The sequence below is a fragment of the Paucibacter sp. JuS9 genome (genome assembly GCF_044043925.2).
Lineage (GTDB): Bacteria > Pseudomonadota > Gammaproteobacteria > Burkholderiales > Burkholderiaceae_C > JAUASW01.
The window spans coordinates 1,293,165-1,318,255 of sequence record NZ_CP194172.1 but is presented as its reverse complement, the minus strand read 5'-3'; the positions used below and the strand labels follow the sequence as shown (position 1 = coordinate 1,318,255).

27 protein-coding genes are annotated in these 25,091 nt (G+C 65.7%); 9 read left to right on the top strand and 18 right to left on the bottom strand.

What is annotated here, in order from left to right:
• Positions 1–91: 91 nt before the first annotated feature.
• Positions 92–739: a TetR family transcriptional regulator C-terminal domain-containing protein gene (locus ABT392_RS05830; RefSeq protein ID WP_395386348.1), complete on the bottom strand. Its 648-nt coding sequence runs from the start codon at positions 737–739 to the stop codon at positions 92–94.
• Between the two features lie 162 nt (positions 740–901).
• Here ABT392_RS05830 and ABT392_RS05825 point away from each other — a divergent pair, with 162 nt between their 5' ends.
• The 5 genes from ABT392_RS05825 (at position 902) to ABT392_RS05805 (ending at position 7,796) form a co-directional block, all read left to right on the top strand.
• The gene (locus ABT392_RS05825) at positions 902–2,236 is read left to right on the top strand and encodes an NAD(P)-dependent oxidoreductase (RefSeq protein WP_395386349.1); all 1,335 of its coding nucleotides are present in this window, start codon (positions 902–904) and stop codon (positions 2,234–2,236) included.
• Between the two features lie 2 nt (positions 2,237–2,238).
• Positions 2,239–3,543 (top strand): NAD-dependent dihydropyrimidine dehydrogenase subunit PreA, encoded by a 1,305-nt coding sequence (gene preA / locus ABT392_RS05820; RefSeq protein ID WP_395386350.1) that lies wholly within the window; start codon positions 2,239–2,241, stop codon positions 3,541–3,543.
• Between the two features lie 85 nt (positions 3,544–3,628).
• Positions 3,629–5,044 carry an NCS1 family nucleobase:cation symporter-1 gene (locus tag ABT392_RS05815; RefSeq protein ID WP_395386351.1) on the top strand — a complete coding sequence of 472 codons (1,416 nt, stop codon included), beginning with the start codon at positions 3,629–3,631 and terminating at the stop codon, positions 5,042–5,044.
• A gap of 20 nt (positions 5,045–5,064) precedes the next feature.
• Positions 5,065–6,519: a dihydropyrimidinase gene (gene hydA / locus ABT392_RS05810; protein ID WP_395386352.1), complete on the top strand. Its 1,455-nt coding sequence runs from the start codon at positions 5,065–5,067 to the stop codon at positions 6,517–6,519.
• Between the two features lie 11 nt (positions 6,520–6,530).
• Complete coding sequence (locus tag ABT392_RS05805) at positions 6,531–7,796, top strand: Zn-dependent hydrolase (protein ID WP_334277167.1); 1,266 nt, start codon at positions 6,531–6,533, stop codon at positions 7,794–7,796.
• A gap of 4 nt (positions 7,797–7,800) precedes the next feature.
• Here ABT392_RS05805 and ABT392_RS05800 read toward each other — a convergent pair whose 3' ends face one another.
• The 5 genes from ABT392_RS05800 to ABT392_RS05780 all read right to left on the bottom strand — a co-directional run bounded on the left by ABT392_RS05800 (position 7,801) and on the right by ABT392_RS05780 (position 12,998).
• A complete protein-coding gene (locus ABT392_RS05800) occupies positions 7,801–8,277 on the bottom strand; it encodes a hypothetical protein (protein WP_334277168.1) in 477 nt (158 codons plus the stop codon).
• A gap of 97 nt (positions 8,278–8,374) precedes the next feature.
• A complete protein-coding gene (locus ABT392_RS05795) occupies positions 8,375–10,132 on the bottom strand; it encodes a DUF885 domain-containing protein (protein WP_464970933.1) in 1,758 nt (585 codons plus the stop codon).
• A 60-nt stretch (positions 10,133–10,192) separates the two neighbouring features.
• Positions 10,193–10,813 (bottom strand): helix-turn-helix transcriptional regulator, encoded by a 621-nt coding sequence (locus tag ABT392_RS05790; protein WP_334277170.1) that lies wholly within the window; start codon positions 10,811–10,813, stop codon positions 10,193–10,195.
• Positions 10,810–12,048 (bottom strand): MFS transporter, encoded by a 1,239-nt coding sequence (locus tag ABT392_RS05785; RefSeq protein WP_334277171.1) that lies wholly within the window; start codon positions 12,046–12,048, stop codon positions 10,810–10,812. Before ABT392_RS05785 ends, ABT392_RS05790 begins: the two co-directional genes overlap by 4 nt.
• A complete protein-coding gene (locus ABT392_RS05780; protein ID WP_395386354.1) occupies positions 12,045–12,998 on the bottom strand; it encodes a questin oxidase family protein in 954 nt (317 codons plus the stop codon). Before ABT392_RS05780 ends, ABT392_RS05785 begins: the two co-directional genes overlap by 4 nt.
• A gap of 143 nt (positions 12,999–13,141) precedes the next feature.
• Here ABT392_RS05780 and ABT392_RS05775 point away from each other — a divergent pair, with 143 nt between their 5' ends.
• Positions 13,142–13,858: a creatininase family protein gene (locus ABT392_RS05775; RefSeq protein WP_395386355.1), complete on the top strand. Its 717-nt coding sequence runs from the start codon at positions 13,142–13,144 to the stop codon at positions 13,856–13,858.
• 11 nt (positions 13,859–13,869) lie between these two features.
• Positions 13,870–14,346 carry a protein-tyrosine phosphatase family protein gene (locus tag ABT392_RS05770; protein ID WP_395386356.1) on the top strand — a complete coding sequence of 159 codons (477 nt, stop codon included), beginning with the start codon at positions 13,870–13,872 and terminating at the stop codon, positions 14,344–14,346.
• A 217-nt stretch (positions 14,347–14,563) separates the two neighbouring features.
• Here the strand turns inward: ABT392_RS05770 and ABT392_RS05765 are convergent, their stop codons facing one another.
• The 6 genes from ABT392_RS05765 to rpsP all read right to left on the bottom strand — a co-directional run bounded on the left by ABT392_RS05765 (position 14,564) and on the right by rpsP (position 18,613).
• On the bottom strand, positions 14,564–15,553 hold the full coding sequence (locus ABT392_RS05765) for a CobD/CbiB family protein (protein ID WP_334277175.1): 990 nt from the start codon (positions 15,551–15,553) through the stop codon (positions 14,564–14,566).
• A 42-nt stretch (positions 15,554–15,595) separates the two neighbouring features.
• The gene (locus ABT392_RS05760; protein ID WP_334277176.1) at positions 15,596–16,291 is read right to left on the bottom strand and encodes a CoA pyrophosphatase; all 696 of its coding nucleotides are present in this window, start codon (positions 16,289–16,291) and stop codon (positions 15,596–15,598) included.
• A gap of 122 nt (positions 16,292–16,413) precedes the next feature.
• A complete protein-coding gene (gene rplS, locus ABT392_RS05755; RefSeq protein WP_282825760.1) occupies positions 16,414–16,767 on the bottom strand; it encodes a 50S ribosomal protein L19 in 354 nt (117 codons plus the stop codon).
• Between the two features lie 159 nt (positions 16,768–16,926).
• Positions 16,927–17,721, bottom strand: a complete 795-nt coding sequence (trmD, locus tag ABT392_RS05750) for a tRNA (guanosine(37)-N1)-methyltransferase TrmD (protein WP_334277371.1) — start codon at positions 17,719–17,721, stop codon at positions 16,927–16,929.
• 28 nt (positions 17,722–17,749) lie between these two features.
• A complete protein-coding gene (gene rimM / locus ABT392_RS05745) occupies positions 17,750–18,358 on the bottom strand; it encodes a ribosome maturation factor RimM (RefSeq protein WP_395386357.1) in 609 nt (202 codons plus the stop codon).
• Entirely contained in the window at positions 18,359–18,613 is a 255-nt protein-coding gene (gene rpsP, locus ABT392_RS05740; protein ID WP_334277178.1) for a 30S ribosomal protein S16, read from the bottom strand. It abuts the gene before it with no gap.
• Positions 18,614–18,798: 185 nt separating this feature from the next.
• Here rpsP and ABT392_RS05735 point away from each other — a divergent pair, with 185 nt between their 5' ends.
• Together ABT392_RS05735 and ABT392_RS05730 are read left to right on the top strand one after the other, a co-directional pair.
• Positions 18,799–19,374, top strand: a complete 576-nt coding sequence (locus ABT392_RS05735) for a GNAT family N-acetyltransferase (RefSeq protein ID WP_395386358.1) — start codon at positions 18,799–18,801, stop codon at positions 19,372–19,374.
• Positions 19,371–19,814, top strand: coding sequence for a TM2 domain-containing protein (locus ABT392_RS05730; RefSeq protein ID WP_395386359.1), 444 nt, complete (start codon positions 19,371–19,373; stop codon positions 19,812–19,814). Before ABT392_RS05735 ends, ABT392_RS05730 begins: the two co-directional genes overlap by 4 nt.
• A 58-nt stretch (positions 19,815–19,872) precedes the next feature.
• Here ABT392_RS05730 and ABT392_RS05725 read toward each other — a convergent pair whose 3' ends face one another.
• From ABT392_RS05725 to hda, 6 genes are all read right to left on the bottom strand, one after another.
• A complete protein-coding gene (locus tag ABT392_RS05725; protein WP_334277181.1) occupies positions 19,873–20,886 on the bottom strand; it encodes an inorganic phosphate transporter in 1,014 nt (337 codons plus the stop codon).
• A gap of 10 nt (positions 20,887–20,896) precedes the next feature.
• Positions 20,897–21,544, bottom strand: coding sequence for a DUF47 domain-containing protein (locus ABT392_RS05720; RefSeq protein WP_334277182.1), 648 nt, complete (start codon positions 21,542–21,544; stop codon positions 20,897–20,899).
• A gap of 117 nt (positions 21,545–21,661) precedes the next feature.
• The gene (gene folK, locus ABT392_RS05715; protein ID WP_395386360.1) at positions 21,662–22,174 is read right to left on the bottom strand and encodes a 2-amino-4-hydroxy-6-hydroxymethyldihydropteridine diphosphokinase; all 513 of its coding nucleotides are present in this window, start codon (positions 22,172–22,174) and stop codon (positions 21,662–21,664) included.
• Position 22,175: 1 nt separating this feature from the next.
• Positions 22,176–23,735, bottom strand: coding sequence for a polynucleotide adenylyltransferase PcnB (gene pcnB, locus ABT392_RS05710; protein WP_334277184.1), 1,560 nt, complete (start codon positions 23,733–23,735; stop codon positions 22,176–22,178).
• Complete coding sequence (locus tag ABT392_RS05705) at positions 23,732–24,400, bottom strand: histidinol-phosphatase (protein ID WP_334277185.1); 669 nt, start codon at positions 24,398–24,400, stop codon at positions 23,732–23,734. The genes pcnB and ABT392_RS05705 overlap by 4 nt, the downstream gene beginning before the upstream one ends.
• Positions 24,397–25,077, bottom strand: coding sequence for a DnaA regulatory inactivator Hda (hda, locus tag ABT392_RS05700; protein WP_395386855.1), 681 nt, complete (start codon positions 25,075–25,077; stop codon positions 24,397–24,399). Before hda ends, ABT392_RS05705 begins: the two co-directional genes overlap by 4 nt.
• Positions 25,078–25,091 lie beyond the last annotated feature (14 nt).

The window sequence follows — 25,091 nt, the reverse complement described above, 5'->3', positions numbered from 1 at the left end:
TGCCGGCGCCCATCAGCGCGCGACAGCCAGAGCCTCCAAGCGCTCGCCAAGCTAGCTGGCATGGCGCTGCGCAGGTGCTGTACTGCTTGCGCTAGCGGTACAAGGCCGACAGCACCTGCTTCAGGATCACCGCCTCGGCGGCCTCGAAGTCTTCGGCCTCCAGCGCCGGCTTGCCCAGGAGGATGGCGAACTGCGGGCCCAGGTCCGCATAGGCCTGCGTGCTGGCCCAGATGCTGAACATCAGGTGGCGGAAGTCCAGCGAGGCGATGCGCCCTTCCTTCGCCCAACGCTCGAAGGTCTGCACATCGGCATTCAAGGCCGGCAGCACGCGCGACTCGATGGCGTCGCGAAAGCGCGGCGCACCGGCCATGACCTCCCGCGCAAACACCTGAGAGCCGGCCACGCGCTCGCGCGAAAAGCGCAGCTTGGCGGCGACGTAATCGCGCACCGCCGCCTCGGGGTCGGTACCCGCCACCAGACCCTCCATGCGCTGCAGCCATTCGGCCAGCACATCGTCCAGCACGGCGCGGTACAGGCCTTCCTTGTTCGGGTAGTAGTACAGCAGGTTGTGGCGACTCAGGCCCAGGCCGGCCGCGATCATCTCCAGCGAGCTGCCTTCGAAACCGTACTGGGCGAACTGTCGTTCGGCCTCGGCGCGAATCTGGGCTTCCTTGCGCACCCGCGCCTGGCGTGGCGGCCGCACGGCGCTGGCGGTCTTCTTCCTGTTCGTCAATGGCATGGCAGGAATTATCCCGGCTGCGTCCAGGCACTGATCTCAACATGAGAGCGCCGGCGCGCCATGCGGGAATTTACCAACTGGTTATTTTTTACCAGTCGGTAAATTATTCACGGTCAGCGGCTCAGTCCGCCGTGTCTTGCCATGCCAAGCCAGGAGATCCCCATGGACCCCAACCAGCCGGGCCTACATGCCGCGCGCCTGAACGCCGAGCAGTACGCGCAGAACTTCTGCGATGCCCACCCGCCGCTGAACCGCACCCAGGCGCTGATCGAGGCCGAGCGTTGCTACTACTGCTTCGATGCGCCCTGCACCACCGCCTGTCCGACCGGCATCGACATCCCGAGCTTCATCCAGCGCATCGCGCAGGACAACACGCGCGGCGCTGCGCAGGTCATCCTCGAATCGAATCCGCTGGGCGGCATGTGCGCACGGGTCTGCCCGACGGAGGTGCTGTGCGAGCAAGGCTGCGTGCGCAACACCAACGAGAGCAAGCCGGTCGAGATCGGCCTCCTGCAGCGCTATGCGACCGATGCCTTCTTCGCCAAAGGCGGCGCGCCGCTCTTCACTCGCGCCGCCGCCACCGGCAAGAAGATCGCCGTCGTTGGTGCCGGTCCGGCCGGCCTCGCCGCAGCGCATGGCCTCGCACGGCGCGGCCACGACGTCACGCTGATCGATGCCAACCCAAAGCTCGGCGGCCTGAACGAATACGGCCTCGCCACCTACAAGACCACGGGCGACTTCGCGCAGAAGGAGGTCGAGTGGCTGCTGTCCATCGGCGGCATCGAGGTTCGGCACGAGACCGTACTCGGACGCGACACCACGCTGGCCCAGCTCACGCAAAGCCATGACGCGGTCTTCCTGGGCCTGGGTCTATCAGGCGTCAACTCGCTGGGCGTGAACGAGCCCTCGGTCAAGGGCCTGGCCAATGCGGTGGACTTCATCGCCGAGCTCCGCCAGTCCGATCCGGCCACAGTCGCTGTTGGCCGCAAGGTGGTGGTGATCGGCGGCGGCATGACGGCCGTCGATGCCTCGGTGCAGAGCCGCCTGCTCGGCGCCCGTGAGGTCACCATGGTCTACCGCCGTGGTGAAGAGTCGCTGAGCGCCTCGGGCTACGAGCAGGACTGGGCCCGCAAGAACGGCGTGACCCTGCGCACCTGGGCCGCACCCAAGGAGATCATCGCCAGCGGCGGCCGCGTCACCGGCGTGCGTTTTGCCGTGACCGAGGCGCGCGCAGGCAAGCTTGTCGAGACCGGCGAGGAATTCGTGCTCGAAGCCGACATGGTCCTGAAGGCGATCGGCCAGAGTTTCGAACCCGCCGACGTGCCCGACATCGCCCTGAAGAACGGCCGCATCGCCACCGACGATGCCGGCCGCACGAATCACCCCAAGGTGTGGGCCGGCGGCGACTGCCGTTTCGGCGGGCGCGACCTGACGGTCGAAGCCGTCGAGCACGGCAAGCAGGCCGCCATTTCCATCGATGCCGCACTGAGGAGCTGAACATGGCCGACATCAGCAGCAAGTTCCTGGGCATCAAGAGCCCCAACCCGTTCTGGCTGGCCTCGGCCCCGCCGACCGACAAGGAGATCAACGTGACCCGCGCCTTCGAGGCAGGCTGGGGCGGCGTGGTCTGGAAGACGCTGGGCGAAGACCCGCCGGTGGTCAACGTATCGGGCCCGCGCTACACGACGCTGATGAGCCAGGACCGCCGCGTGATTGCCTTGAACAACATCGAGCTGATCACCGACCGCCCCTTGCGCACCAACCTTGAGGAGATCAAGCGCGTGAAGCGCGCCTGGCCGGACCGGGCCATGATCGTCTCCCTGATGGTGCCCTGCAATGAAGAGAGCTGGAAGAACATCCTGCCGCTGGTTGAAGACACCGGTGCCGACGGCATCGAGCTGAACTTCGGCTGCCCACATGGCATGAGCGAACGCGGCATGGGCTCGGCCGTGGGTCAGGTGCCCGAGTACATCCAGATGGTCACGGCCTGGTGCAAGCAGTACACCCGCCTGCCGGTGATCGTGAAGCTGACACCCAACATCACCGATGTGCGCATGCCCGCGCGTGCGGCCAAGGCGGGTGGCGCCGATGCGGTGTCGCTGATCAACACCATCAACTCCATCATCGGCGTGGATCTGGACCGCATGATCATGAACCCCAGCACCGATGGCTGGGGCTCGCACGGCGGCTATTGCGGCCCGGCGGTAAAGCCCATCGCGCAGAACATGGTGGCCGAGATTGCGCGCGATGCAGCCACGGCCGGCTTACCCATCTCCGGCATCGGCGGCATCACCACCTGGCGCGATGCGGCCGAGTTCATCGCGCTGGGCTGCGGCACGGTGCAGGTGTGCACCGCCGCGATGGTCTATGGCTTCAAGATCGTGCAGGACATGTGCTCGGGCCTCTCCAACTTCATGGATGAGAAGGGCTACAAGAGCATCGACGAGATGCGCGGTCTGGCCGTGCCCACGGTGAAGAACTGGAACCAGCTGAACCTCAACCACACCGAGAAGGCGGTGATCAACCAGGACAGCTGCATCCAGTGCGGCCGCTGCCATGTGGTTTGCGAAGACACCTCGCACCAGGCCATCTTTGCCGTGAAAGACGGCCAACGCCATTTCGAGATCAACGAGGCCGAGTGCGTGGGCTGCAACCTGTGCGTCTCGATCTGTCCGGTGCCGGACACGATCACGATGCGAAAGCTCGCACCCGGGGAGATGGACCTGCGCACCGGCAAGCCGGTGAGCGGCGAGTACGCCAACTGGACGACGCATCCGAACAACCCGATGCGCAGCACCGCCTGAGCGAGCGGGCAAGTCCGCATGGCGCGCTGTGCGCGCAGGCACAAAGATTGCGACGCCAGAGCCATCTCAACCGAGGAGCGACCGGATGATCCAGAACGCGGACAAGGACCTGTCCAACGCCGACCTGCTGCCCACCACCGCCGCCCAGCGCCACTGGGGCTGGAAGGACTTTGCCGCACTGTGGGTCGGCATGGTGATCTGCGTGCCCACCTACACCATGGCCAGCTCGATGCTGGACCAGGGCTTCAGCTGGCAGCGCGCGATCTGGCTGGTGTTCGCGGCCAACTGCATCGTGCTGGTGCCCATGCTGCTGATCGGCCGCGCCGGCGCCAAGCATGGCATCCCCTTTCCGGTGCTGACCCGTGCGTCCTTCGGCGTCAGGGGCGCCAACCTGCCGGCCGTGCTGCGCGGTCTGGTGGCCTGCGGCTGGTTCTCGATCAACTGCTATTTCGGCGCACTGGCCCTGCACGGCCTTTGCAACACGCTGGGCATGGGGCTGGCTACGCCTTCGGCCGGCGAGACGATCTCGACCTCGCAGCTGGTCTGCTTCCTGCTGTTCTGGGCTGTGCACATCGGGTTCATCTGGAAGGGCCTGGAATCAGTGCGCCTGCTCGAGGTGATCGCCGCGCCGCTGATGATCGCGGCCTCGCTGGCCCTGGTGGTGTGGGCCTTGATGAACGTGTCGCCGGCGCAGATCTTCAGCCTGCCGGCCAAGGTGGTCGAGGGCGGGCCCAAGACCTGGGCAGCGTTGACGGGCCTCGTGGGCTTCTGGGCCACGCTTGCGCTCAACATCCCCGACTTCACCCGCTTCGCCAAGAGCCAGCGCGAGCAGGTGATCGGCCAGGCCATCGGCCTGCCGCTGCCGATGGCGCTCTTCTCTCTGGTGGGCGTGATCGGCTTCTCGGTCTCGCAGATCCTCTACGGCCGTGCCCAGCTGTTCCCCGACGGCCTGCTGACGCAGATGGGGCCGGTGGCCGCCGGTATCGGTCTGGTGGTGATCCTGCTGGCCAACCTGACCACCAATGTGGCGGCCAATCTGGTCTCGCCCTCCTACGACTTCAGCCAGCTCTCTCCGAACCGGATCAGCTTCCGCATGGGCGGTCTCATCGCGGCCCTGATCGGCCTGCTGTTCATGCCCTGGAAGCTGCTGGCCACCTCGGGCGGCTACCTGTTCACCTGGCTGGGTGGCTACGGCACGCTGCTGGGCGCCATCGCCGGCATCCTGCTGGCCGACTACTACCTGGTGCGCAAGACCGAACTGAAGCTCGACGACCTCTACCGCCGCGGCGGCGACTACGAGTACCAGGGCGGCTGGAATGTGCACGCGCTGATCGCCTTCGGTCTGGGCGTGCTGCCCTGCCTACCGGGCTACCTGGCGGTGTCCGGCCTGATCGACAAAGCCGCCGTGCCGCCGCTGCTGCTGGCCCTCTTCGACTTCGGCTGGTTCTTCAGCCTGGCCGTGGCGGGCGCCTACTACTACCTGACGGCGAAGAAACGCTGAAGGCTCACCGGAGTACAACCATGACCGCAAATGCCTTGCTGATACGCGGCGGCACCGTCGTCAACGCCGACCGCGAATTCGCCGCCGATGTGCTGTGCGTGGGCGGCAAGGTCGCGGCCCTGGGCACGCGCGCCCTGGCCGAGGCACCGGCCGGCTGCGAAACGCTCGATGGCACGGGCCAGTACCTCCTGCCCGGTGGCATCGACCCGCACACCCATATGCAACTGCCCTTCATGGGCACGGTGACGCAGGACGATTTTTTCAGCGGCACCGCAGCGGGCCTGGCCGGCGGCACCACGTCCATCATCGACTTCGTGATCCCCAACCCGCAGCAACCACTGATGGACGCCTACCAGCAATGGCGCGGCTGGGCTGAAAAGTCAGCCGCCGACTACGGCTTTCACGTCGCCGTGACCTGGTGGAGCGAAAGCGTGCATGCCGACATGGGCCGCCTGGTGCACCAGGAAGGCATCAACAGCTTCAAGCACTTCATGGCCTACAAGAACGCCATCATGTGCGACGACGAGACGCTGGTGAACAGCTTCAAGCGCTCGCTCGAACTGGGCGCCATGCCCACGGTGCATGCGGAGAACGGTGAGCTCGTGTATTTGCTGCAGGCGGAAGTCGCCAAGATGGGCATCACCGGGCCGGAGGGTCATCCGCTGTCGCGCCCGCCGATGGTGGAAGGCGAAGCAGCCAACCGCGCGATTGCGATTGCCGATGTCCTGGGCGTGCCGATCTATATCGTGCACGTGAGCTGCATCGAGGCGGCTGAGGCGATTGCGCGGGCGCGGGCTCGTGGGCAGCGCGTCTACGGCGAAGTACTGGCCGGTCACTTGCTGATCGACGACAGCGTCTATCGCCGTCCTGATTTCGCCACCGCGGCGGCCTATGTGATGAGCCCGCCCTTCCGGCCCAAGATCCATCAGGAGTTCCTGTGGCGCGGCCTGCAGAGCGGCCAGTTGCACACAACGGCAACGGACCATTGCACCTTCTGCGCCTCGCAGAAGGCCGCCGGCATCGACAACTTCGCCAAGATCCCGAACGGTTGCGGCGGCGTCGAGGAACGCATGGCCGTGATCTGGGATGCCGGCGTGAACAGCGGCCGTCTCACGCCTTCCGAGTTCGTTGCCATCACCTCGGCCAATTGCGCGAAGCTGTTCAACATCTATCCGCGCAAGGGCCTGATCGCCGAAGGCTCGGACGCCGACCTGGTGCTCTGGGATCCGCAAGGGACGAAGACGATTTCGGCCAAGACGCATCACTCGAAAAACGACTTCAACATCTTCGAGGGCCGCACCGTGCGCGGCATCGCCAGCCACACGATTTCGCAAGGCAAGCTGGTCTATGCCAACGGTGATTTGCGTGCCGTGCAAGGCGCGGGCCGCTACATCAAGCGCCCGGCCTTCGGCCCGAATTTCGCCGCCGCCAAGGCCCGCTCGCAAGACCTGGCACCTAGCGCAGTCGCTCGCTGAGGAGAGCAATCATGGACATGAAGACCAAGCCCGCCTTGCAAGACATCCGCATCAATGGCGAACGCCTCTGGGACTCGCTGATGGAGCTTGCGAAGATCGGAGCCACGCAGAAGGGCGGCGTCTGCCGCCTGACACTGACCGACCTCGACAAGCAAGGCCGCGACCTGGTGCTCGGCTGGGCCCGCGAGGCCGGCATGAGCATCACCATCGACAAGATCGGCAACGGCTTCATGCGCCGCCCGGGGCGCAACAACGCCCTGCCCCCGGTGATGACCGGCAGCCACATCGACACCCAGCCCACCGGCGGCAAGTTCGACGGCAACTACGGCGTGCTGGCCGGCATCGAGGTGGTGCGCACGCTCAACGACCTCGGCATCGAGACCGAGGCGCCCATCGAGGTGGCCTTCTGGACCAACGAGGAAGGCTCGCGCTTCGTGCCTGTGATGATGGGCTCAGGTGTGTTCGCCAAGGCCTTCACGCTGGAGCACGCCTACGCCGCGACTGACACCGAGGGCAAGACAGTCAAAGGGGAACTGGAGCGCATCGGCTACATCGGCGACGAGGAACCCGGCGACCATCCCATCGGCAGCTATTTCGAGACCCACATTGAACAGGGCCCGGTGCTGGAAGACCACGACGTCACCATCGGCGTGGTGACCGGCGTGCTGGGCATCAAGTGGTACGACTGCGTGGTGACCGGCATGGAGGCCCACGCCGGCCCGACGCCGATGGCGCTGCGCAAGGACGCGCTGCAAGTGGCGACAAGGCTCATGCAGGAAGTGGTGGCCATTGCCCACCGCTATCCGCCGCATGGCCGCGGCACGGTGGGCATGGTGCAGGTGCATCCCAACAGCCGCAACGTGATTCCGGGCCGGGTCAAGTTCAGCATCGACCTGCGCAATGCCACGGATGATCTCGTCGAAAAGATGGACGCGGACATCCGCAAGGCCGTGGCCGATGCAAGCGCTGCGAGCGGCCTGCCGATCAGCATCGAACTGGTGTCGCACTACCCTGCAGCACCCTTCCATGCAGATTGCGTTGCGGCCGTTGGCAAGGCCGCGGCCGCACTGGGCTACTCCAACATGCCGGCGGTGTCAGGCGCCGGGCACGACGCCGTCTACATGGCGCGCCTGGCGCCTGCGGGCATGATCTTCATCCCCTGCAAGGACGGCATCAGCCACAACGAGATCGAGGACGCCAAGCCCGAGCACATCACCGCGGGCTGCAATGTCTTGCTGCACGCGATGCTGGAGCGGGCCGGCGTCGCCAGCGACTGATCGCTCAGTCGCGGCCCTTGTCATGGCCTTTGCCATGACCTTTGCCGTGGCCACGATCATCGTCCCGGCGACCATCGCGACGGTCGTCCCGGCGCTCGTCGCGCCTGTCATCGCGTCGATCGTCATCGCGCCAGCGGCGGGCATCGCGGTCGTAATGGTCGCGGTAGCGCGGCACGTACTCGCGCTCGTACCAGTCGTCCCGCACGAAATAGACCGGCACGCCGCACGCGTTGTAGTGTCGGCAATGCTTGCGCCAGTCCTTCTGGTGGCCGTGCGGCACACGCAGGTAGACAGGCGCCGGGCGCACCGCGACACGCTCGATGATCATCGGCTCGACGTTGTAGTAGCGCGGCGTCATGTTGCCGATGTCGATCCGGCCATAGAAGCCGGGTTGCCCGATGCTGATGGAGACACCCACATCGGCCGCCATCGAAGAGGCGGCGCCAAGGGCCAGAAGCGTGGAAAGAATGATGCGTTTCATGTGAAGGACTCCTAGGACCACTTTGTAACGCGCCGGGCCGGCCGCCGTCGACGCGTTCACCAATTGATACGTCTCCAAGTGCCTTCGCAGCCTGGTCCTACTTCATCTGCGATGCAAGCCAGGCCTTCATCCTGCGCTCGAGCAGGTCCAGAGGCAAGGCACCGGCGCCGAGCAGATGGTCATGAAAAGCACGCAGGTCGAACCGTGCGCCCAGCTGCTGCTCGGCCATCGCCCGCAGTTCGAGGATCTTCAGCTGGCCGATCTTGTAGCCCAGGGCCTGCCCGGGCCAGGAGATGTAGCGATCGACCTCGTTGATGATGTCGGCCTCGGCCTTGGGCGCCTTGGCCATGAAGTAGTCGATGGCCTGTTGGCGGCTCCAGCGCTGGACATGGATGCCCGTGTCCACCACCAGGCGCACGGCGCGCCACATGTCGTAGCTGAGTTGACCGAAACGCGAATACGGGTCCTTGTAGAGGCCGATCTCGTAGCCCAAGCGCTCCGAGTACAAGGCCCAGCCTTCCACGAAGGGCGTGTAGCCCGCGCTGCGCCGGAACTGCGGCAGTTCGCCCAGTTCCTGCGCCAGGGCTGTCTGGAGATGATGGCCCGGCACGGATTCATGCACAGTGAGCACCTCGATCTCCCACTTCGGCCTCACCTCGGGCCGGTACAGATTGACCGAGTAGTAGCCGGCGCGGCGCCCGTCCAGCGAAGGCGGGTTGTAGTAGGCGGTGTAGGTGTGCGGCGCCGTGATGTCCGGGATCGCCCGCACACCAAACGGCGTTCGGTAGAGCTTGCCGAACAACTTGGGAAGTTCGGGCTCGATCCTCTTGGCGGCCAGCACATAGGCTTCATAGAGCTTCTGCGGGTCGGTGAAGAAATGCTGCGGGTCGGTGCGCAGCCAGTTGAAGAATTCAGCGCGAGTGCCCTTGTAGCCGATCTCCTGGATCAGCTTGTCCATCTCGCCTTCGATGCGCGCCACTTCGCGCAGTCCCACCTCATGGATCTGCTCCGGCGTCATCGTGGTCGTTGTGTAGTGCCGCGCCCGGTTCGCGTAGAGCGCTGCGCCGTCCGGCCAGTCCCAGGCACCGACGGTCTCGCGGCAAGCAGGCAGGTATTGCTGGCTGAAGAAGGCTTCGAAGCTGCGATAGGCCGGCAGCAACTGCTCCTGGATCAGCGTGCGTGCCTCGGCACGCAGCGCTTGCGCCTGCTCGGCCGGGATTGCCGGCGCGATGGTGATGAAACGCTTGTAGAAGCTGCTGTCTTCCGGCTTGTCCACCAGCAGGCTGCGCAACTGGCTTTGCACCCGCGTCATCAGGATGCGCGGCGGCACGCGCCGCTCAGCCATGCCCTGCTGCAGCAAGGCCTGCGTCTGCCTGACGAAGAGCGGCAAGGCGCGCAGACGCGACAGCCAGTTGCGGTAGTGCTCGAGCTTCTCGAACGGCATGGACTCCGACCATTCACCAGCCGTCTGCACCCCACCGCGCGGGCCGATGGCTTCGAGGTAGAGCTTGAACGGCGCAGCGTCGATTTCCTCCTGCAGCTCGTATTCAAAAAGCTGGTGATTCAATTGCTCGACCGGCGGCAGCTTGGCTTTCGGTATGGCACGCAAGGCAGCCAGTCGCTGACGGCTGCGCTGCAGGTCCGCGTCTGTGCCCCTGATGCTCAGGTCGGGCAGGAGTGCGTCGTAGCGGTGCTCGCCGTAGTAGGTCGCCGACAGCGGGCTGCGCGCCAGGTCCTCATCCCAGCTCTGCTGGAACAGGGCGTGGAGGTTCTCGGTGGGCGTGGCGGCATGGAGGGGTGTGAGCAGGCTCAGGCTCAGCAGTCCAAGGGCCATCTTCAATGGGCGTAGCAACATGGGCGGTCTCGGCTTCGCGCGACAAGGCGCGCGGCGATGATAGGCCCGCTGGGCCCCCGTTCAAGCCGGGGAGATCCGGTACGCGCAGCGCCTGGCGCCCGCCAGCAGATGTTCGCTGCGCTCGACCCTGACGCCCTCGCCGAGCAACTGCGTGAACAGTGACAACTCGGAGCGGCAGAAGCCCTGGCAGGCGCTCGCAGCGGCGCAGATCGGGCAATGGTCTTCGATCAAGAGCCAGGCCTTGCCCGCTTTCTCGACGCGAGCGAGGTAGCCCTCCTCGGCACGCAACTCTGCCAGGCGCTGCACCCGCGCCTGCAGGCTGCGCGCACCTTGCAGGCGCCCGGCGTAGGCCGCCAGCATCTCCTGCTCGCGGGCCGTGATCAAACGGTCGAGGGCCTGCTCGCCCAGGACGGCTGCCGTCTGACGTATCAGCTGCACCGCCAGCTCGCCATGGCGATCCGGGAAGCGGCCATGGCCGGCAGCGCTGAGCCGCCAGATGCGCTTGGGTCGGCCCGGGCCCTGAACCTGGTCTTCGGCATCGACCAGTCCCTGCTCCTGCAGCGCCTGCAGCTGCTTGTGCGCACCCATCGGCGTGATCGCACAGGCGGCCGCCAGCGTCGCCGCGCTCTGCGGCCCGCGACTCTTCAGTTGAAAGAGCAACTGCTCGCCGGTCTGCTTCATGGGCTGCCGTCCTCGCGTTTGGCCAGGCGCAGGAGCAGTGTCGCTGCCAGCAGGCACATCACACCGCCGAGACCCATGATCCAGCGGACCGACAGGAGCGCGATCAGGCCGCCGGCCAAGGCCACCAGCACATTGGCCAGGCAAAAGATCGTCGACAGCAGGCCCATCACCCGGCCCTGGCCATGCGCGGCAAATCGCTCCGACATCCAGGCGGGCAAGACCGCGTTGTAGAGAGCCAGTGGCACACCCAGACCGACGATGGCAGCCAGCCCGAACCAGCCCGGCAGCAAGGCCAATGCGGTGAGCCCGCTTGCGGCAATGACCGCCAGCAAGCCGGCACGACGCAGGGGCCGCCGGCTGCGCGGCAACCTACCGGCAAGGATGCTGGCACTGGTCATGGCTGCGCATTGCGCCGCCGTGGCCCAGCCGATGCCGGCGCTGCCCAGACCCAGGTTCTCGAACATCCACAGCGGCGCGAATTCATAGAGCGCATTGATACCCATGCTGTAGCTGAGCTGCAGCGCGAAGAAGGCAGCCAGCACCTTGTCCTGCTTCAGGAGCCCGAGCGCCTGCTTCTCGCGCATGGCCTGGAGCAGCTTTAAGGGACCGGCGCGCCGCTGTGCACCTGGAACGGCCAGGCCCAGGATGACCAGGCAGGGCAGCATCGCCAGGCTGGCCAGCACAAAGGGCACGGCGTCGCCGAAGCGCAGCGTCAGGCCGCCCACCAGGGGCCCCAGCAACCAGCCCATGTAGAGGCAGGCATTGAGCCAGGCGAAGGATTGCGTGCGGTCAACCTGCTCATGCATGTCGGCCACCAGGGCGCGCGCCACCGCCACGTTGCCCTCGGTCAGACCAGTGCCGAAGCGGGCCAGCACGAACAGCAGGTACCAGCGCTGGTCCAGTGCCATTGCCGTGAGCAGGTACCCCACCAAAGTGGCCGAGAGCGTGACACTCAGCACCGCGCGGCGGCCATAGCGATCCGACAGCGGGCCGACGAAAAGGCTGCCGACAAGAATGCCCAGCGGATTGGCCGCCAGCGCCAGGCCCATCAGGAGCTTGGGATCGAGGCCGGCGAAGTGGGTGAAGTTGTCGACCGGCCCGCCCACGAAGATCGGCGCCAGGATCGGATAGGGCAAGGCCACACCCAGCGTACTCATCAAGGCCAGCGCACAAACGGCGGCCAGCACCAGGCGCGGATGGCGGATGGGCGCCGAAGTTGCCTGCACGGCGCTCATCGCGCCGCTCCCTGCGCTTGCAGGCACAGCGCATAGCCGGGCCAGCCGCGCAGCCGCCACTCCTCGCGGGCGCTGTCAGCAAGCTTGATGCGATGGTCGTTCAGGCTGGCATGAAGCGCGGGCAGCTGAGCCGCCCAGTCGCCTTCGCTCGCTTGCCCCGCATGAACTGCGGCCCAGGCCAGTGCAGGCCGGCCGATCGACACATAGGCCGCCAGCCAGGCTCGCCAGGCATGGCGCAAGACCTGGCCCTCATCGACCTCCACCTGCGAGATCAGGATGCGCAGCGCGTGCAGGCCGGTCACCAGATGCAGGGCCGTGAAGTTGCAGGTGGAGAGGTAGGCGGCCAGCGACGCTTCGGCCAGTTCGTCAATGCTCAATCTGGGCATGGGCAGATAGTCGTCGAAGCGGGGCAAGGCCACAGCGGCTTTCATGTCGTCGGTGATGGTGGAGGGCCCGGCCGGCAGATTCAATGCCATGGCAGGGTCCGCACGGACTGCATCCAGCGTCGTGCGCAGGCTGGCGCTGCCTTGCGTGGCAGGCAATGCCGGGCCGAGCGAAAAGCGCGTGCCGGCCCAGGCTGCCAGCGCCGCGGCTTGCTCGCCGGCATGACCAGACTCCAGCGCATAGGCCAGGCGGATCGCACCATGGAAGGCCGCCGATTCCGGCGCCAGGAGCAGGCTGGGCAAGGCCTGCTCAAGGACAAGCTTCGGCACCGGCCCGGCCGGCGGCAAGCGCGCCGCCCAATGCACGAGATGCGCTCGCAACGATTCGGCCGGAGCATCCAGGCGGGCCAGCGCCACCAGCACCATCGGCAGGTGGCTGCTCAGGCTCCGGCCGCCGACACCATAGTTCGGGCCATGGCGCAGCGCCTCGCTCAGCGCCGCCTGCAGCATGGCGTTTTCAGGCAGCGACATTGGCAGCTTCAGTGGCTGCCCCAGCGGCGTGATCATGGCTCGGGCCCCGTTCTTTGCAATGGCGGGATCATGCCGCATGCCTGTCAATTTATAAACGTATCGTTTATAAACCATGGGCTCGACAGGCACATTGGCAGGCCCATCGGCGGGTCACAATGCGGTCAAAGGAGGAGGCAAGCATGCGCGTGCGCGACTGCAACTGGATGATGATCGAACGCCATCTGCAAGAAGGCGGTGACCTGGCCGTGCTGCCCTTGGGCAGCATCGAGCAACATGCCTACCTCTCGCTGGCAGTGGATGCGCTCCTCTCGGAGGCGGTGGCCGCCGCAGCCGCCGAGCCGCTCAAGGCGCCGGTATTCCCCGCACAGCCCTATGGCTACACGCCGACCTATATGGCCTATCCGGGCACGCTGACGCTGCGGCTTGAAACCTTGCTGGCCGTGCTGCGAGACCTGGTCACATCGCTTCATCACCATGGCTTCAACCGCGTGCTGATCGTCAATGGACATGGCGGCAACAGCCCGGCGGCAGGCATCGCAGCGGAGCTGCAATCGCAATTGCCGCAGCTGCAATTGCGTTGGCACAACTGGTGGGCCGCACCGCGCACACTGGCCTTTGTGCGCAAGCACGACCCGCAGGCCTCGCATGCATCCTGGATGGAGAATTTTGCGCTGACGCGCCTGCCCGGCGTTGCCCTGCCCTCGGCGCCCAAGCCTTTGGTGGACTACGGCCACATGGCTCTTCTCGACCCGCAGGCCAAGCGCGAGTACCTGGGTGACGGCTGCTACGGCGGCCACTACCAGCTCGACGACCAAGTCATCGATGAGTTGTGGAGCATTGCTGTGCAGGAGACGCGCGAGGCAATCCAGGGTCCTTGGCTGACGCCGAAGCGATAGAGAATTGAGCCATGGCTTTCCGCGCTGTCACCCTATCCGCCCACTTGCCCGGCAAGCTCTGGCTGCAGTCGATGCCAGGCCGCCTCGAGCCCTGGGGATCATTCCTCGACGAGGCGCGGGCGCAGAGCCTGAACCTGGTGGTCTGCCTGAACCCGCTCGATGAGGTGGCGCAGCTGTCGCCGGCCTATCACAAGGCGATTGCGGAAGGCCGGCTGCCTTTTCGCTGGCAGCATCTGCCGATGCGCGATTTCGGCCTCGGCGCCGACCCTGCGGCGTTCCGCCAGGGCGTGGATCAGATCGCACACAGCCTCGTGCTGGGCGAGCGCGTCCTGCTGCATTGCGCGGCCGGCATCGGCCGCACCGGCACCGTGGCGGCCTGCATCTTGAAGGCGCACGGTCAGCCGGTTGACGCAGCAATGGCCGCGGTGCGACAAGCCGGATCGAACCCGCAGTCGGCCCTGCAATCGGGCTGGATCGAGCAGTTCTGAATCAGCTCGGGATGCGCAGGCCGAGCGCCTCGAGCAGGATCGATACGTTGGCGCCATTGGGCGTGGCCAGCGAATAGAGCTGATGCCGCTCAGAATGCTGAGCTGGCCATTTGCGGTCGATGGGGAATCGGCGATGGCATTCGTGCGCCCCAATCTGCGGGCGAAGCCAATTCCGGAGCTGGGGTACGGTCTTGCCTGGCCGGCTCGGCGGAGAAGCTCAGCCCACGAGATTGGCCAGCGTCAACAAGGCCAGCAGGAGCATCCACAAGACCACCGACCGCCAGACCAGGCCCACCACGCTTTGCAGATGCCCCAGCTGTAGCGGTGCGCCCTGGGTTGAACCGGCGGCGCCCGTGGCATCGGCATCGCTGCCGGATTCGAAGGTCTTGCTGCGGTCCGGCGTCACGCCCGGTGCCGCACGGCCACCCAGCTGCACACCAAGGGCGCCGGCGGCTGACGCGAGGATGATCCCTTCATTGGCATGCATCCACAGGCTGGCGTCGCGCCGCCAGGCATTCACCGCCTCTTCGAAATTCCCGACGATGGCAAAGCCCGTGGCGGTCAGGCGCGCCGGTATGTAGTCGATCAAGCCGAACAGCTGGCGCGACAGGCGCATCAGGCGCTCGTTGGTCGGTGCGTCGGTGGTCCGACTCTTGAATGCCCAGTAGCGGCTGGCGAATTCGGCCATGCGATACAGCACGGCGCCCGCCGGACCCAGCCACAGGGTCGACAGCACGACGAACCAGAAGAACACGCCGAAGACGTGGCGATGCGCAGCCAGCAGCGAATGCTCGACCACGTGGCGCAGGAGCTCGGTGCGAGGCAGCTCGCTCGCATCCAGGTGGCGCCAGGCGGACAAGAGGCGCCGCGCTTCCAGCTCGTCGCCACGCTCCAGGGCATCGCGGATGTCGGTGAAGTAATGGCTGAACTGGCGGAAGCCCAACGTCAGGTAGAGCATCAGCACCGTGAAGGCCAGGGCCAGCATGTCGCTGAACTGGCGAATCGCGATATGGATGGCGGCAGCCAGCAGCGCCGGGCCTACGGCCGTGATGGTCCAGACGACCGCAGCATGGTGTTCGCGGCCGGCATCGAAGTTGCGGCCGGTCCAGCGCACCCAGGCAATCACGCCATCATGGACCTTGTTGCCGTGGGGCAAAGGCTTCAGCTGCTCGACCAGGAGCGCAAACAGGACCGCGAAGAAGTTCATGGGCGACGATGATAGCGGCGCCCCGCTTTCATCCGGCAGGGATCAAGCACAAAGGAAGCGATAGAAGTTGCGCAGCATCGCGGCCGTGGCACCCCAGATGAAGTACTCGCGCGGCTGGCCAACCGCATCCAGGCTGGTCCAGGGCATCGACAGGAAGCTGCGCTCGCCGCCCTCGAACTCGAAGCGATGCCGGCGATGGTTGGCAGGATCCATCAGGAAGGCGAGCGGCACTTCGAAGGCCTCGGCCACCTCGAACTCGTCGAGCCGCAGTTCGATATCGGGCTGCACCAGCGCCACGACCGGCGTGACATGGAAGCCGGTCACCGTCGTGTAGATCGGCAGTCTGCCGATCACCTCGATATGGCTGCGCGCCAGGCCGATTTCCTCTTCGGTCTCGCGCAGGGCCGTGGCAACGGCGTCGTCGTCTTCAGGCTCGACGCGGCCACCGGGAAAGCTGATCTGGCCCGCATGGTCACGCAGATGGTCGGTGCGGCGGGTCAGCAGCAGCTGAACGCCCTGTTCATGCATGACCAGCGGCACCAGCACAGAGGCCGCGGCCGGTGGCCGGTTCGCGAAGACGCCACCATCGCCAGGGATCTCGACCTGCCAATCCGGCGGCACGGCAAAGCGCGCGCGCAAGGCAGCGACTGTCAGCGATTCCGGCGCGACGGCAGGCAGATGGGCATCCACCGCCGTGACCGGCACGGCTTGCGGATGGAGGATGGCAGGTCGGACCATGCGAGAGCATAGAGCGCAAACGACAAAGCCGCCCGGAGGCGGCTTTGCTTGCTGGTAATGTAGCCAGCTTCTGCCTGCGTTAACGGTTCCGTCGGAACCATTAACTTCGGCGAAAGTTGGCCTCAGGCCAACTTTTCCTTGATACGAGCCGACTTGCCCGAACGCTGACGCAGGTAGTACAGCTTGGCGCGGCGGACATCGCCACGACGCTTGACTTCGATCGTCGAGATCAGCGGGCTGTACAGCTGGAACGTACGCTCGACGCCTTCGCCGCTCGAGATCTTGCGGACGATGAAGCTGCTGTTCAGGCCGCGGTTGCGCTTGGCAATCACGACGCCTTCGTAGGCCTGCACGCGCTTGCGGGTGCCTTCAACGACGTTGACGCTGACGATCACGGTGTCGCCAGGAGCGAATGCCGGGATGGTCTTGTTCAGGCGAGCAATTTCTTCTTGCTCAAGGGTTTGGATCAAGTCCATTGTGTTTCTCCATGGGATCTTGTTGGCGCCGCGGCTCTGACCATCAACCTGATGGCAGCTTGCCTGCAAAGGGGCTGGTCGGCTTGAAAGACGACCGGCACTAGGCCCAGCAGAGGATCGAAAAGCCGACCATTATAGCCACAAAATTCAGCGCGACCTTCAGGCCTTGCCTGAGGGCTGAATCAGGCTGCGCAAGAACGCTTCGTCGCTGCGGCTCAAGCGCCCCGCCGCCCGGGCTTCAGCGATCAGGTCCGGGCGCAGGGCCAGCGTGCGTTCCAGCGAGCGCTCGCGGCGCCAGCGGGCAATATTGGCATGATGCCCGGACATCAGCACCGGCGGCACCGGCAGGTCTCCCGCTTGATCCGGCAAGCCGGTCAGCACTTCGGGGCGGCTGTAATGCGGGCAATCAAGCAGCCCCTCTGAAAAGCTGTCCTGCTGGTGCGATGCCGCGTCGTTCAGGACACCGGGCTGCAGCCGGGCCATCGCGTCCAGCAAGGCCAGAGCAGCCAGCTCGCCGCCAGAGAGTATGAAGTCACCCAGGCTCAGCTCCAGCGTCACGTGACGGTCGAGAAAGCGCTGGTCGATGCCTTCGTAACGGCCACACAGCAGCACGCCGCCCTGCCCCGCCGCCAGCTCCTGCACCAGGGCCTGGTCGATGCGACGGCCGGTGGGGCTGAAATGGATAATGGCCGGCGCACCCGCATCCACGGCAGCGGCTGCACGCGCGGCCTTCACAGCGGCCAGCGCACGCTCTAGCGGCTCGACCAGCATCACCATGCCGGGCCCTCCGCCAAAGGGGCGGTCGTCCACGCGGCGGTAGTTGTCCTCGGCGAAGTCGCGCAACTGCCAGAGCCTGACGTTCACCTGGCCGCTCTCGAAGGCACGCCGGGTCACGCCGCTGCTCAGGTGCGGCGCAAACAGTTCGGGAAAAAGGGTGATGCAGTCGAAGCGCATCGCGAACTCGCCGGCAGCGAGCCGGGGTTCAGTAATCAAGGCCCCAGTCGACGCTGATGCGACGCTCGGCCAGATCCACATCGTCGATGAAGGCAGCCACGAAAGGAATCAGGCGTTCCTGGTCGGGCTTGACCGGCGCTTGCAGACCAGGCGGCGTGATGCGCAGCACGCTGTGCGGGCCGGTGTCCATCAGCCCAGCCACGGTGCCGAGCTCTTCGCCCTGACGATTGACCACGGCGAGGCCGATCAGGTCGACCCAGTAGTACTCGTCGGTCTCAGGCTTGGGGAAGCTGCTGCGCGACAGGAAGATGCGCGCACCGCCGAGAGCCTCGGCGCCGCTGCGGTCGGTCACGCCTTCGATGTTGGCAACAATGCCGTCACCATGGTCGCGGACCGCAAGGATCTTGAGCAGGGTGGGCAAGGCCTTGGCCTTGCCCGCCACTGCGGGCTTGTTGTCGTCGGCCGGTTTCAGGAACCAGCGGCGCGACGAGAACAGCGCCTGGGCGTCGGGTGAATAGGCTTGCACCTTGATCCAGCCCTTGACGCCCCAGGCGTCCAGAAGGCGCCCGACCTCAATCGCATCATCGGGCCAAGCGGGCTCGGTGACGCTAGTTTGCAGGTCGGACGAAGCCGTCACTTAGGCGGCGACCTTCTTGCTTGCTTCGCCAACCAGGCGAGCAACGGCGGGCGACAGCTGAGCGCCGACACCGGTCCAGTAGCTGACGCGGTCCAGAGCAACGCGCAGCGGCTCGGCAGCACCGGAAGCGATGGGGTTGTAGAAACCCACCTTCTCGATGAAGCGGCCGTCACGGCGGTTCTGGCTGTTAGCCACGACGATGTTGTAGAAGGGGCGCTTCTTAGAGCCGCCACGTGCCAGACGAATCACAACCATGATTGTTCCAAAATATTCAGAGCAACTACCGCACGAGGAGACACTCAGGGCAAGCAGTTCGGGTGATGCGAGCTGACACAATTGCATCACCCCGCACCGTTGTTGGCCGCTGTAGATACGCCAGCCCCTCGGCTGACCAGCACCAAAACCCGGCATTATAGACTCGCGCCGGAGAGAATCCCCATATGAGCGCAGAAATCTCCTCTTCCCCCACTCCCACCCCGTCCCCATCACTGCAAATCCGCCCCAGCACCGAGGCCGATCTGCCTGCGATCCAGGCCATCTACGAGCATGCCGTGCTTCACGGCACCGGCACTTTCGAGACCGAAGTCCCGGACCTGGCCGAGATGACCCGCCGCCGCGCCGAAGTCTTGGGCCGCAAGCTGCCCTGGCTGGTCGTCCAGCGTGGCGAGCAGGTGCTGGGCTATGCGTATGCCAACTACTTCCGCCCCCGCCTGGCCTACCGCTTCTGCCTGGAAGACTCGATCTACCTGCATCCCGACAGCCACGGCCAGGGCCTTGGCAAGCTGCTCTTGGCCGAACTGATGGCGCGCTGCGAGGCGCTGGGCGCCCGCCAGATGCTTGCGGTGATCGGCGATGCCGGGAACAAGGGCTCCATCGGCGTTCACAGCGCCATGGGCTTTGAAGACACCGGAACGCTGAAGAGCGCCGGCTGGAAGTTCGGCCGCTGGCTGGATGTGGTGCTGATGCAGCGCCAGCTCGGCCAGGGTGACCAGAGCTCGCCGGAAGCCACGCCATGAACAGCTACAAATCGAAGACGCTGGCCACCTGGCTGGCGATGGGCCTCGGCGTCTTCGGCCTGCACCGGCTCTATTTGCACGGCTTCAAGGACAAGTGGTTCTGGCTGCATCCCTGGCCCACGCTGGCCGGCCTGTACGGCCTGCAGCGCATGGACCTGCTGGGCCAGGACGACCGGCTGAGCTGGCTCTTGATGCCTCTGCTGGGTCTGATGCTGAGCTACGCCATGCTGAACGCCATCATCTACGGCCTCACGCCTGACGAGCAATGGGATGAGCAGCGCAACCCCGGTCAGGCCGGCCGCAAGACTGGATGGCCAGCTGTGATCGGCGTGGTGTTGAGCCTCTTGCTGGGTGGCACTGCCTTGATGACGACGATTGCCTTCAGCGCTCAGCGCTACTACGAGACGCAGGCCGAGGCGGCCCAGGCTATCAGCCAGTAGGCTCCAGCAAAGGAAAAGGCCCGCACGTGGCGGGCCCTTCTACTGCCACTGACCGCGATCAGAACAGCGTGAAACTGAGCCAGTAGCAGACTCCGGCAACAAAGGCCGAGGCCGGAATCGTGAAGATCCAGGCCCAGACGATATTGCCCGCAACGCCCCAGCGAACGGCAGAAGCCCGCTGCACGGAACCAACACCAACGATGGCGCCGGTGATCGTGTGCGTGGTCGATACCGGAATGCCAAGCGCCGAGGCCAGGAACAGTGTCATTGCGCCGCCCGTTTCCGCACAGAAGCCGTGGACCGGCTTCAGCTTGGTGATCTTCTGACCCATCGTCTTGACAATGCGCCAGCCGCCGAACATCGTGCCCGCGCCAATGGCTGCGAAGCAGATCCAGATCACCCAGGACGGCGGTGCCTTGTCATCAGCGGCCACATGCCCGGTGGCAATCAGCAGCATCCAGATGATGCCGATGGTCTTTTGCGCATCGTTGCTTCCGTGACCGGCGCTATAGAGACCGGCAGATACCAGCTGCAGGCGCCGGAACCAGCCGTCGACCTTGAGCGGCGCGGTGCGACGAAACACCCAGGCCACGATCACCATCAGTAGCGAACCGAGCAGGTAACCTAGCAGCGGCGACACGAGAATGAACGCCACCGTGCGCATGACACCAGAAGCCACCAGCGCACCGGCGCCGGCCTTGGCGATGACGGCGCCGACGATGCCGCCCATCAGCGCATGCGAGGAGCTCGACGGAATGCCGTACCACCAGGTGATGATGTTCCAGGTCAACGCGCCCACCAGGGCGCCGAAAACCACGTGATGGTCGACGACGCCCGGCTGGACAAAGCCCTTGCCCACCGTCGTGGCGACGCCGAAATTGCTCATCCCGAAGATGACCACGAAGTTGAAGAAGGCCGCAAAGAGCACGGCCTGCTGCGGCTTCAGGACACCGGTGGAAACCACAGTCGCGATCGAATTGGCCGCGTCGTGGAAGCCGTTCATGAAGTCGAACATCACGGCCAGTACGACCAGCAATGCGACAACCCAGAGGGCTACTTGTGCTGACTGCATTGCGCGGGGCTCAGGAATTTTCGAGGACGATGCCCTCGATCAGGTTGGCCACGTCCTCACAACGATCTGAGATCGACTCGAGCTGCTCATAGATCGCCTTGAGCTTGATCAACTCGCGAACATCATCCTGCTCGCGGAACAGCTTGGACATCGCGGCGCGCATCACGCGGTCAGCGTCGCTTTCCAGCTTGTCGATCTCTTCGCAGGTCTTGATCGCTGCTTCTGCGGTCTTGGGATGGCTCAGCTTGGGCAGCAGGGTCACGGCATGCTGGACGCGCTCGCAGCACTTTGCCGAGAGGTCGCCCAGGCGCAGCACTTCTTCGGGGATGGAACGCACGTCGTACAGCGACATGGTTTCGCTCGAGTCCTGCAGCAGGTCGAGGATGTCGTCCATGGCGTTGATCAGGCCGTGAATCTGCTCGCGGTCGATAGGCGTGATGAAGGTGCGGTGCAGGAGGCGGTTGACCTCGGCCGTGATGCGGTCGGCGGCATGCTCAGCCTTGTCGACCTCGGCCGCATATTTCTCGCGCAGGTCGAGGTCGTTGTAGTTCTGGATCATCAGCATGAAGGCGCGCGCGCCCTCAACGATCTGTGCGCCATGTTCATTGAACAACTCGAAAAAATTGCCCTCGCGGGGCAGCAGCTTGCCAAAAAACATGGGGACTCCTGGGGTGCGGACGGGGCCGATACGGCCCACCTTCACATCAACGACTGTTTGAAATCTTGAGGATTTTCTCGAAAACTTCGGGATTCTCTTGAAATCTTTCGATTTTCATCACCGCGTCATGCGCGGCAAGGGCGAGAGTGTAATCGGGAGGCGCTCGATTGCCTGCTCTCGCGTCCCCTGCAGCAGGGGCTGCAAGGCACCCAGACCGGGCGCCTGCAGGTCTGGAGCCAGTTCCAGCAGCGGTTGCAGCACGAAAGCTCGCCGATGCAGCTCGGGATGGGGCACCGTCAGCCGCGCGCTGGCAATCACTTGCTGGCCGTAGAGCAGAAGGTCCAGGTCCAGGGTGCGCGGTGCATGCCAGAACGGTCGCTCGCGGCCCAGGCCCAACTCGATGGCCTGCAGGGCGTCCAGCAGGGCCAGGGGTGCCAGCTCGGTTTCCAGGGCGGCCACCGCATTGAGGTAATCCGGCCCCTCGGCATCGACCGGGGCACTGCGGTAGGCGCCGGACACGGCGCCCAGCCGGCTCGCCGGCAAGGCCGCCAGCTCAGCCAGGGCATGCTCCAGGGATTGCCGCATGTCGCCCAGATTGGCGCCCAGGCCAACATAGGCGAGCACCTTCATTTCACTCCTGGGGCGTGGACGTGGCACCGCCCTCGGCCTTGCGAGCACCACCCGGCTTGCGACGACGGCGGCGCTTCTTGGCCGGCGCGGCGCCGTCCAGCTCGCCGCCCTCCTCCCCTTCGGCCTCGGCCCTGGGGGCTGCGGCGGCAGCCGGCTTGCGCGGCTGGGCGTGAGCCTTGGGCGCGCGGCGCTTGTCCTTCTCGCGGGCGTCTTCCAGCAGCGCTTCGCGCTCGTCGTCGGTACCCAGGGCGAAGTCTTCCCACCAGTCGGCCAGGGCGCCGTCGACCTCGCCAACGTCCGCACGCAGACGCAGGAAGTCGAAGCCGGCGCGGTAACGCGGCTGCTCGATCAGGCTGAACACGCTGCTGCCACTGCGGCGCTCGAAGCGCGGCTGCATCATCCAGATCTCGCGCATGTCGGCAGCCAACTTGCCGCGACCGGAGATGTCGCCAATCCGGGCGTCGAAGACCGCATCAATCGCTTGCTGCAGCGCAGGAATGGTCGGCTCGCCCGATTCGCGGATCTTGGTCCAGCGGTCCAGCACCTCGTGCCAGAGCATGCAAGCCAGCATGAAGCTCGGCGACACGCCACGGCCTTCCTTGACTCGGCGGTCGGTGTCCTCGAACGCCAGACGCACAAACTGGCCGCGGGCGCCTTCGTACAGCTCGCCCTTGCTGTCCAGCATTGCATCGAGGATGGGGAACACGCCGCGGGCCAGGCCCTGCTTGCGCAACTGCTCCAGGCTGGCCAGGGAATGACCGGTCTGCAGCAGCTTGATCATTTCGTCGAACAGGCGCGAAGCCGGCACGTTGGCCAGCAAGGCCGCGCTGGCCTTGACCGGCGCGCGCGTCTTGGGCTCCAGCTCGAAGCCGAGCTTGGCGGCAAAGCGCACGGCCCGGACGATGCGCACCGGGTCTTCGCGGTAGCGTGTTTCCGGGTCGCCGATCATGCGCAGCACGCGCTTCTTGGCGTCCGCCAGGCCACCGTGATAGTCAACCACCAGCTGGCGTTGCGGGTCGTAGTACATGGCGTTGACCGTGAAGTCGCGGCGGGCCGCATCTTCGATCTGCGGGCCCCACACGTTGTCGCGCAGCACGCGGCCTTCCGCGTCCACCACATGCGACTTGCCGGCCAGCTCGGCTTTGGACGTCTTCTCGTTGCCGCTGACCTGCTCGGCGCCTTCGGCCGTGGGCAGCGCCCGGAAGGTCGAGACCTCGATCACCTCATGCTCGCGGCCGCGGCCGTAGACCACGTGCACGATGCGGAAGCGCCGGCCGATGATGAATGCGCGGCGGAACAGGCTCTTGACCTGTTCGGGCGTGGCGTTGGTTGCCACGTCGAAGTCCTTCGGGCGCCAGCCCAGCAGCAGGTCGCGCACCGCGCCGCCGACGATATAGGCCTCGAAGCCTGCATCGGTCAGCGTCTGCACCACGCGCACGGCGCGCTCGTCGAGCAACGTCGGGTCGATGCCGTGCTCGGCCGCCTGCACCTCGACCCGCTTGCCGAGCGAGGTGGCGCCGGCAGCCTTGCCGAACAGCTTGTCGATGAATTTCTTGATCATTCGAAGAGTTTCAAAATGGTCCAGCCGCGCTTGGCGGCGATGTCCGCCAGAGCCGGCGTCGGATTGGTCGCCACCGCGTGGCTGACCTGCTCCAAGAGCGGCAGGTCGTTGACCGAATCACTGTAGAAGGTGGTCCGCTCAAAGTCCTGCCATTGTCGCCCCTCGCTAGCCAGCCAATCCCGCACCCGGCTGATCTTGCCGGCCTGGAACGAAGGCACGCCGTCGATCTGGCCGGTATACCGGCCTGCCGCATCGCGCTGCAACTTCACCGCGATCAGATGTTCGACGCCAAAGGCGGCCGCAATCGGTGCGGTGACGAACTCGTTGGTCGCGGTGACGATGGCCACCAGGTCCCCTGCGTCTTGGTGCTGGCGCACCAGGGCGCGGGCATTGTCGCGCATCAGCGGCGACATCACTTCTTCCATGAACCGGGCCCGGGTCGCCTCGGCCTCGGCGGGCGGGCGCGAGCGCCAGACGGAAGTGGCGAAGTCTATGTACGCATCGACGTCCAGCTCGCCGCGCTGGTACTGGGCGTAGAACTCGTCGTTGCGCTCGGCCCAGGCGGCGCCGTCGGCCCAGCCGATCTTCACCATGTACTCGCCGAAGGAATGGTCGGAGTCCTGCGGTATCAGGGTGCCGTCAAGGTCGAACAGGGTCAGGTTCATGGGGATTCTTGTGGTGATTCGTCGGCCAGCATCTGGCGCAGCAACGGCACGGTGACGGCGCGCTTGTGGGCCAGCGCGAACTCGTCCAGCCGGTCCAGCAGCCGCATCAGGTGTTTCAGGTCACGGGCGAAGCGGGTGAGCAGGTAGTCCATCACCTCGTCGCCGAGAAAGATGCCGCGGCGGTCGGCCTCCCGGCGCAGGGCCGAGCGGGTTTCGGCCTCCGACAGAGGCTGCAGGGCAAAGGTCGGCCCCCAGCCGAGGCGGGTGCGCAGGTCCTCGCGCAGTGCCAGGTCGACCGGCGGTGCGGTGCCGCTGGCCACGACGGCCAGGCCATGCGTGGCCGCCTCGACAAAAAGTGTGAAAGCGGCATGCTGCTGACCGGCGTCGAAGCGCTGGCAGTCGTCCATCAGCAGCAGCGAAGGCTGGGCGGGCAAGTCCCAGGGCAGGACGGTGTCGGCGTCGTACCAGCCGACCTGGGCGCCGCCCGCCTGCCAGGCCTGCGCCAGGGCGCGCAGGCAATGCGTCTTGCCGCTGCCCGGCGGGCCCCAGATGAAAAGCGGCGGCGCACCAAGACTCAGCTGGCGCAACTGGGCCAGCAAGGCGCTGTTGGCACCGGGCACGAAGTTGTCGAATGTGTATTCGGGGTCGGGCCCGATGGCCAGCGGTATCTGCTTCAACAAGAAAAACTCAC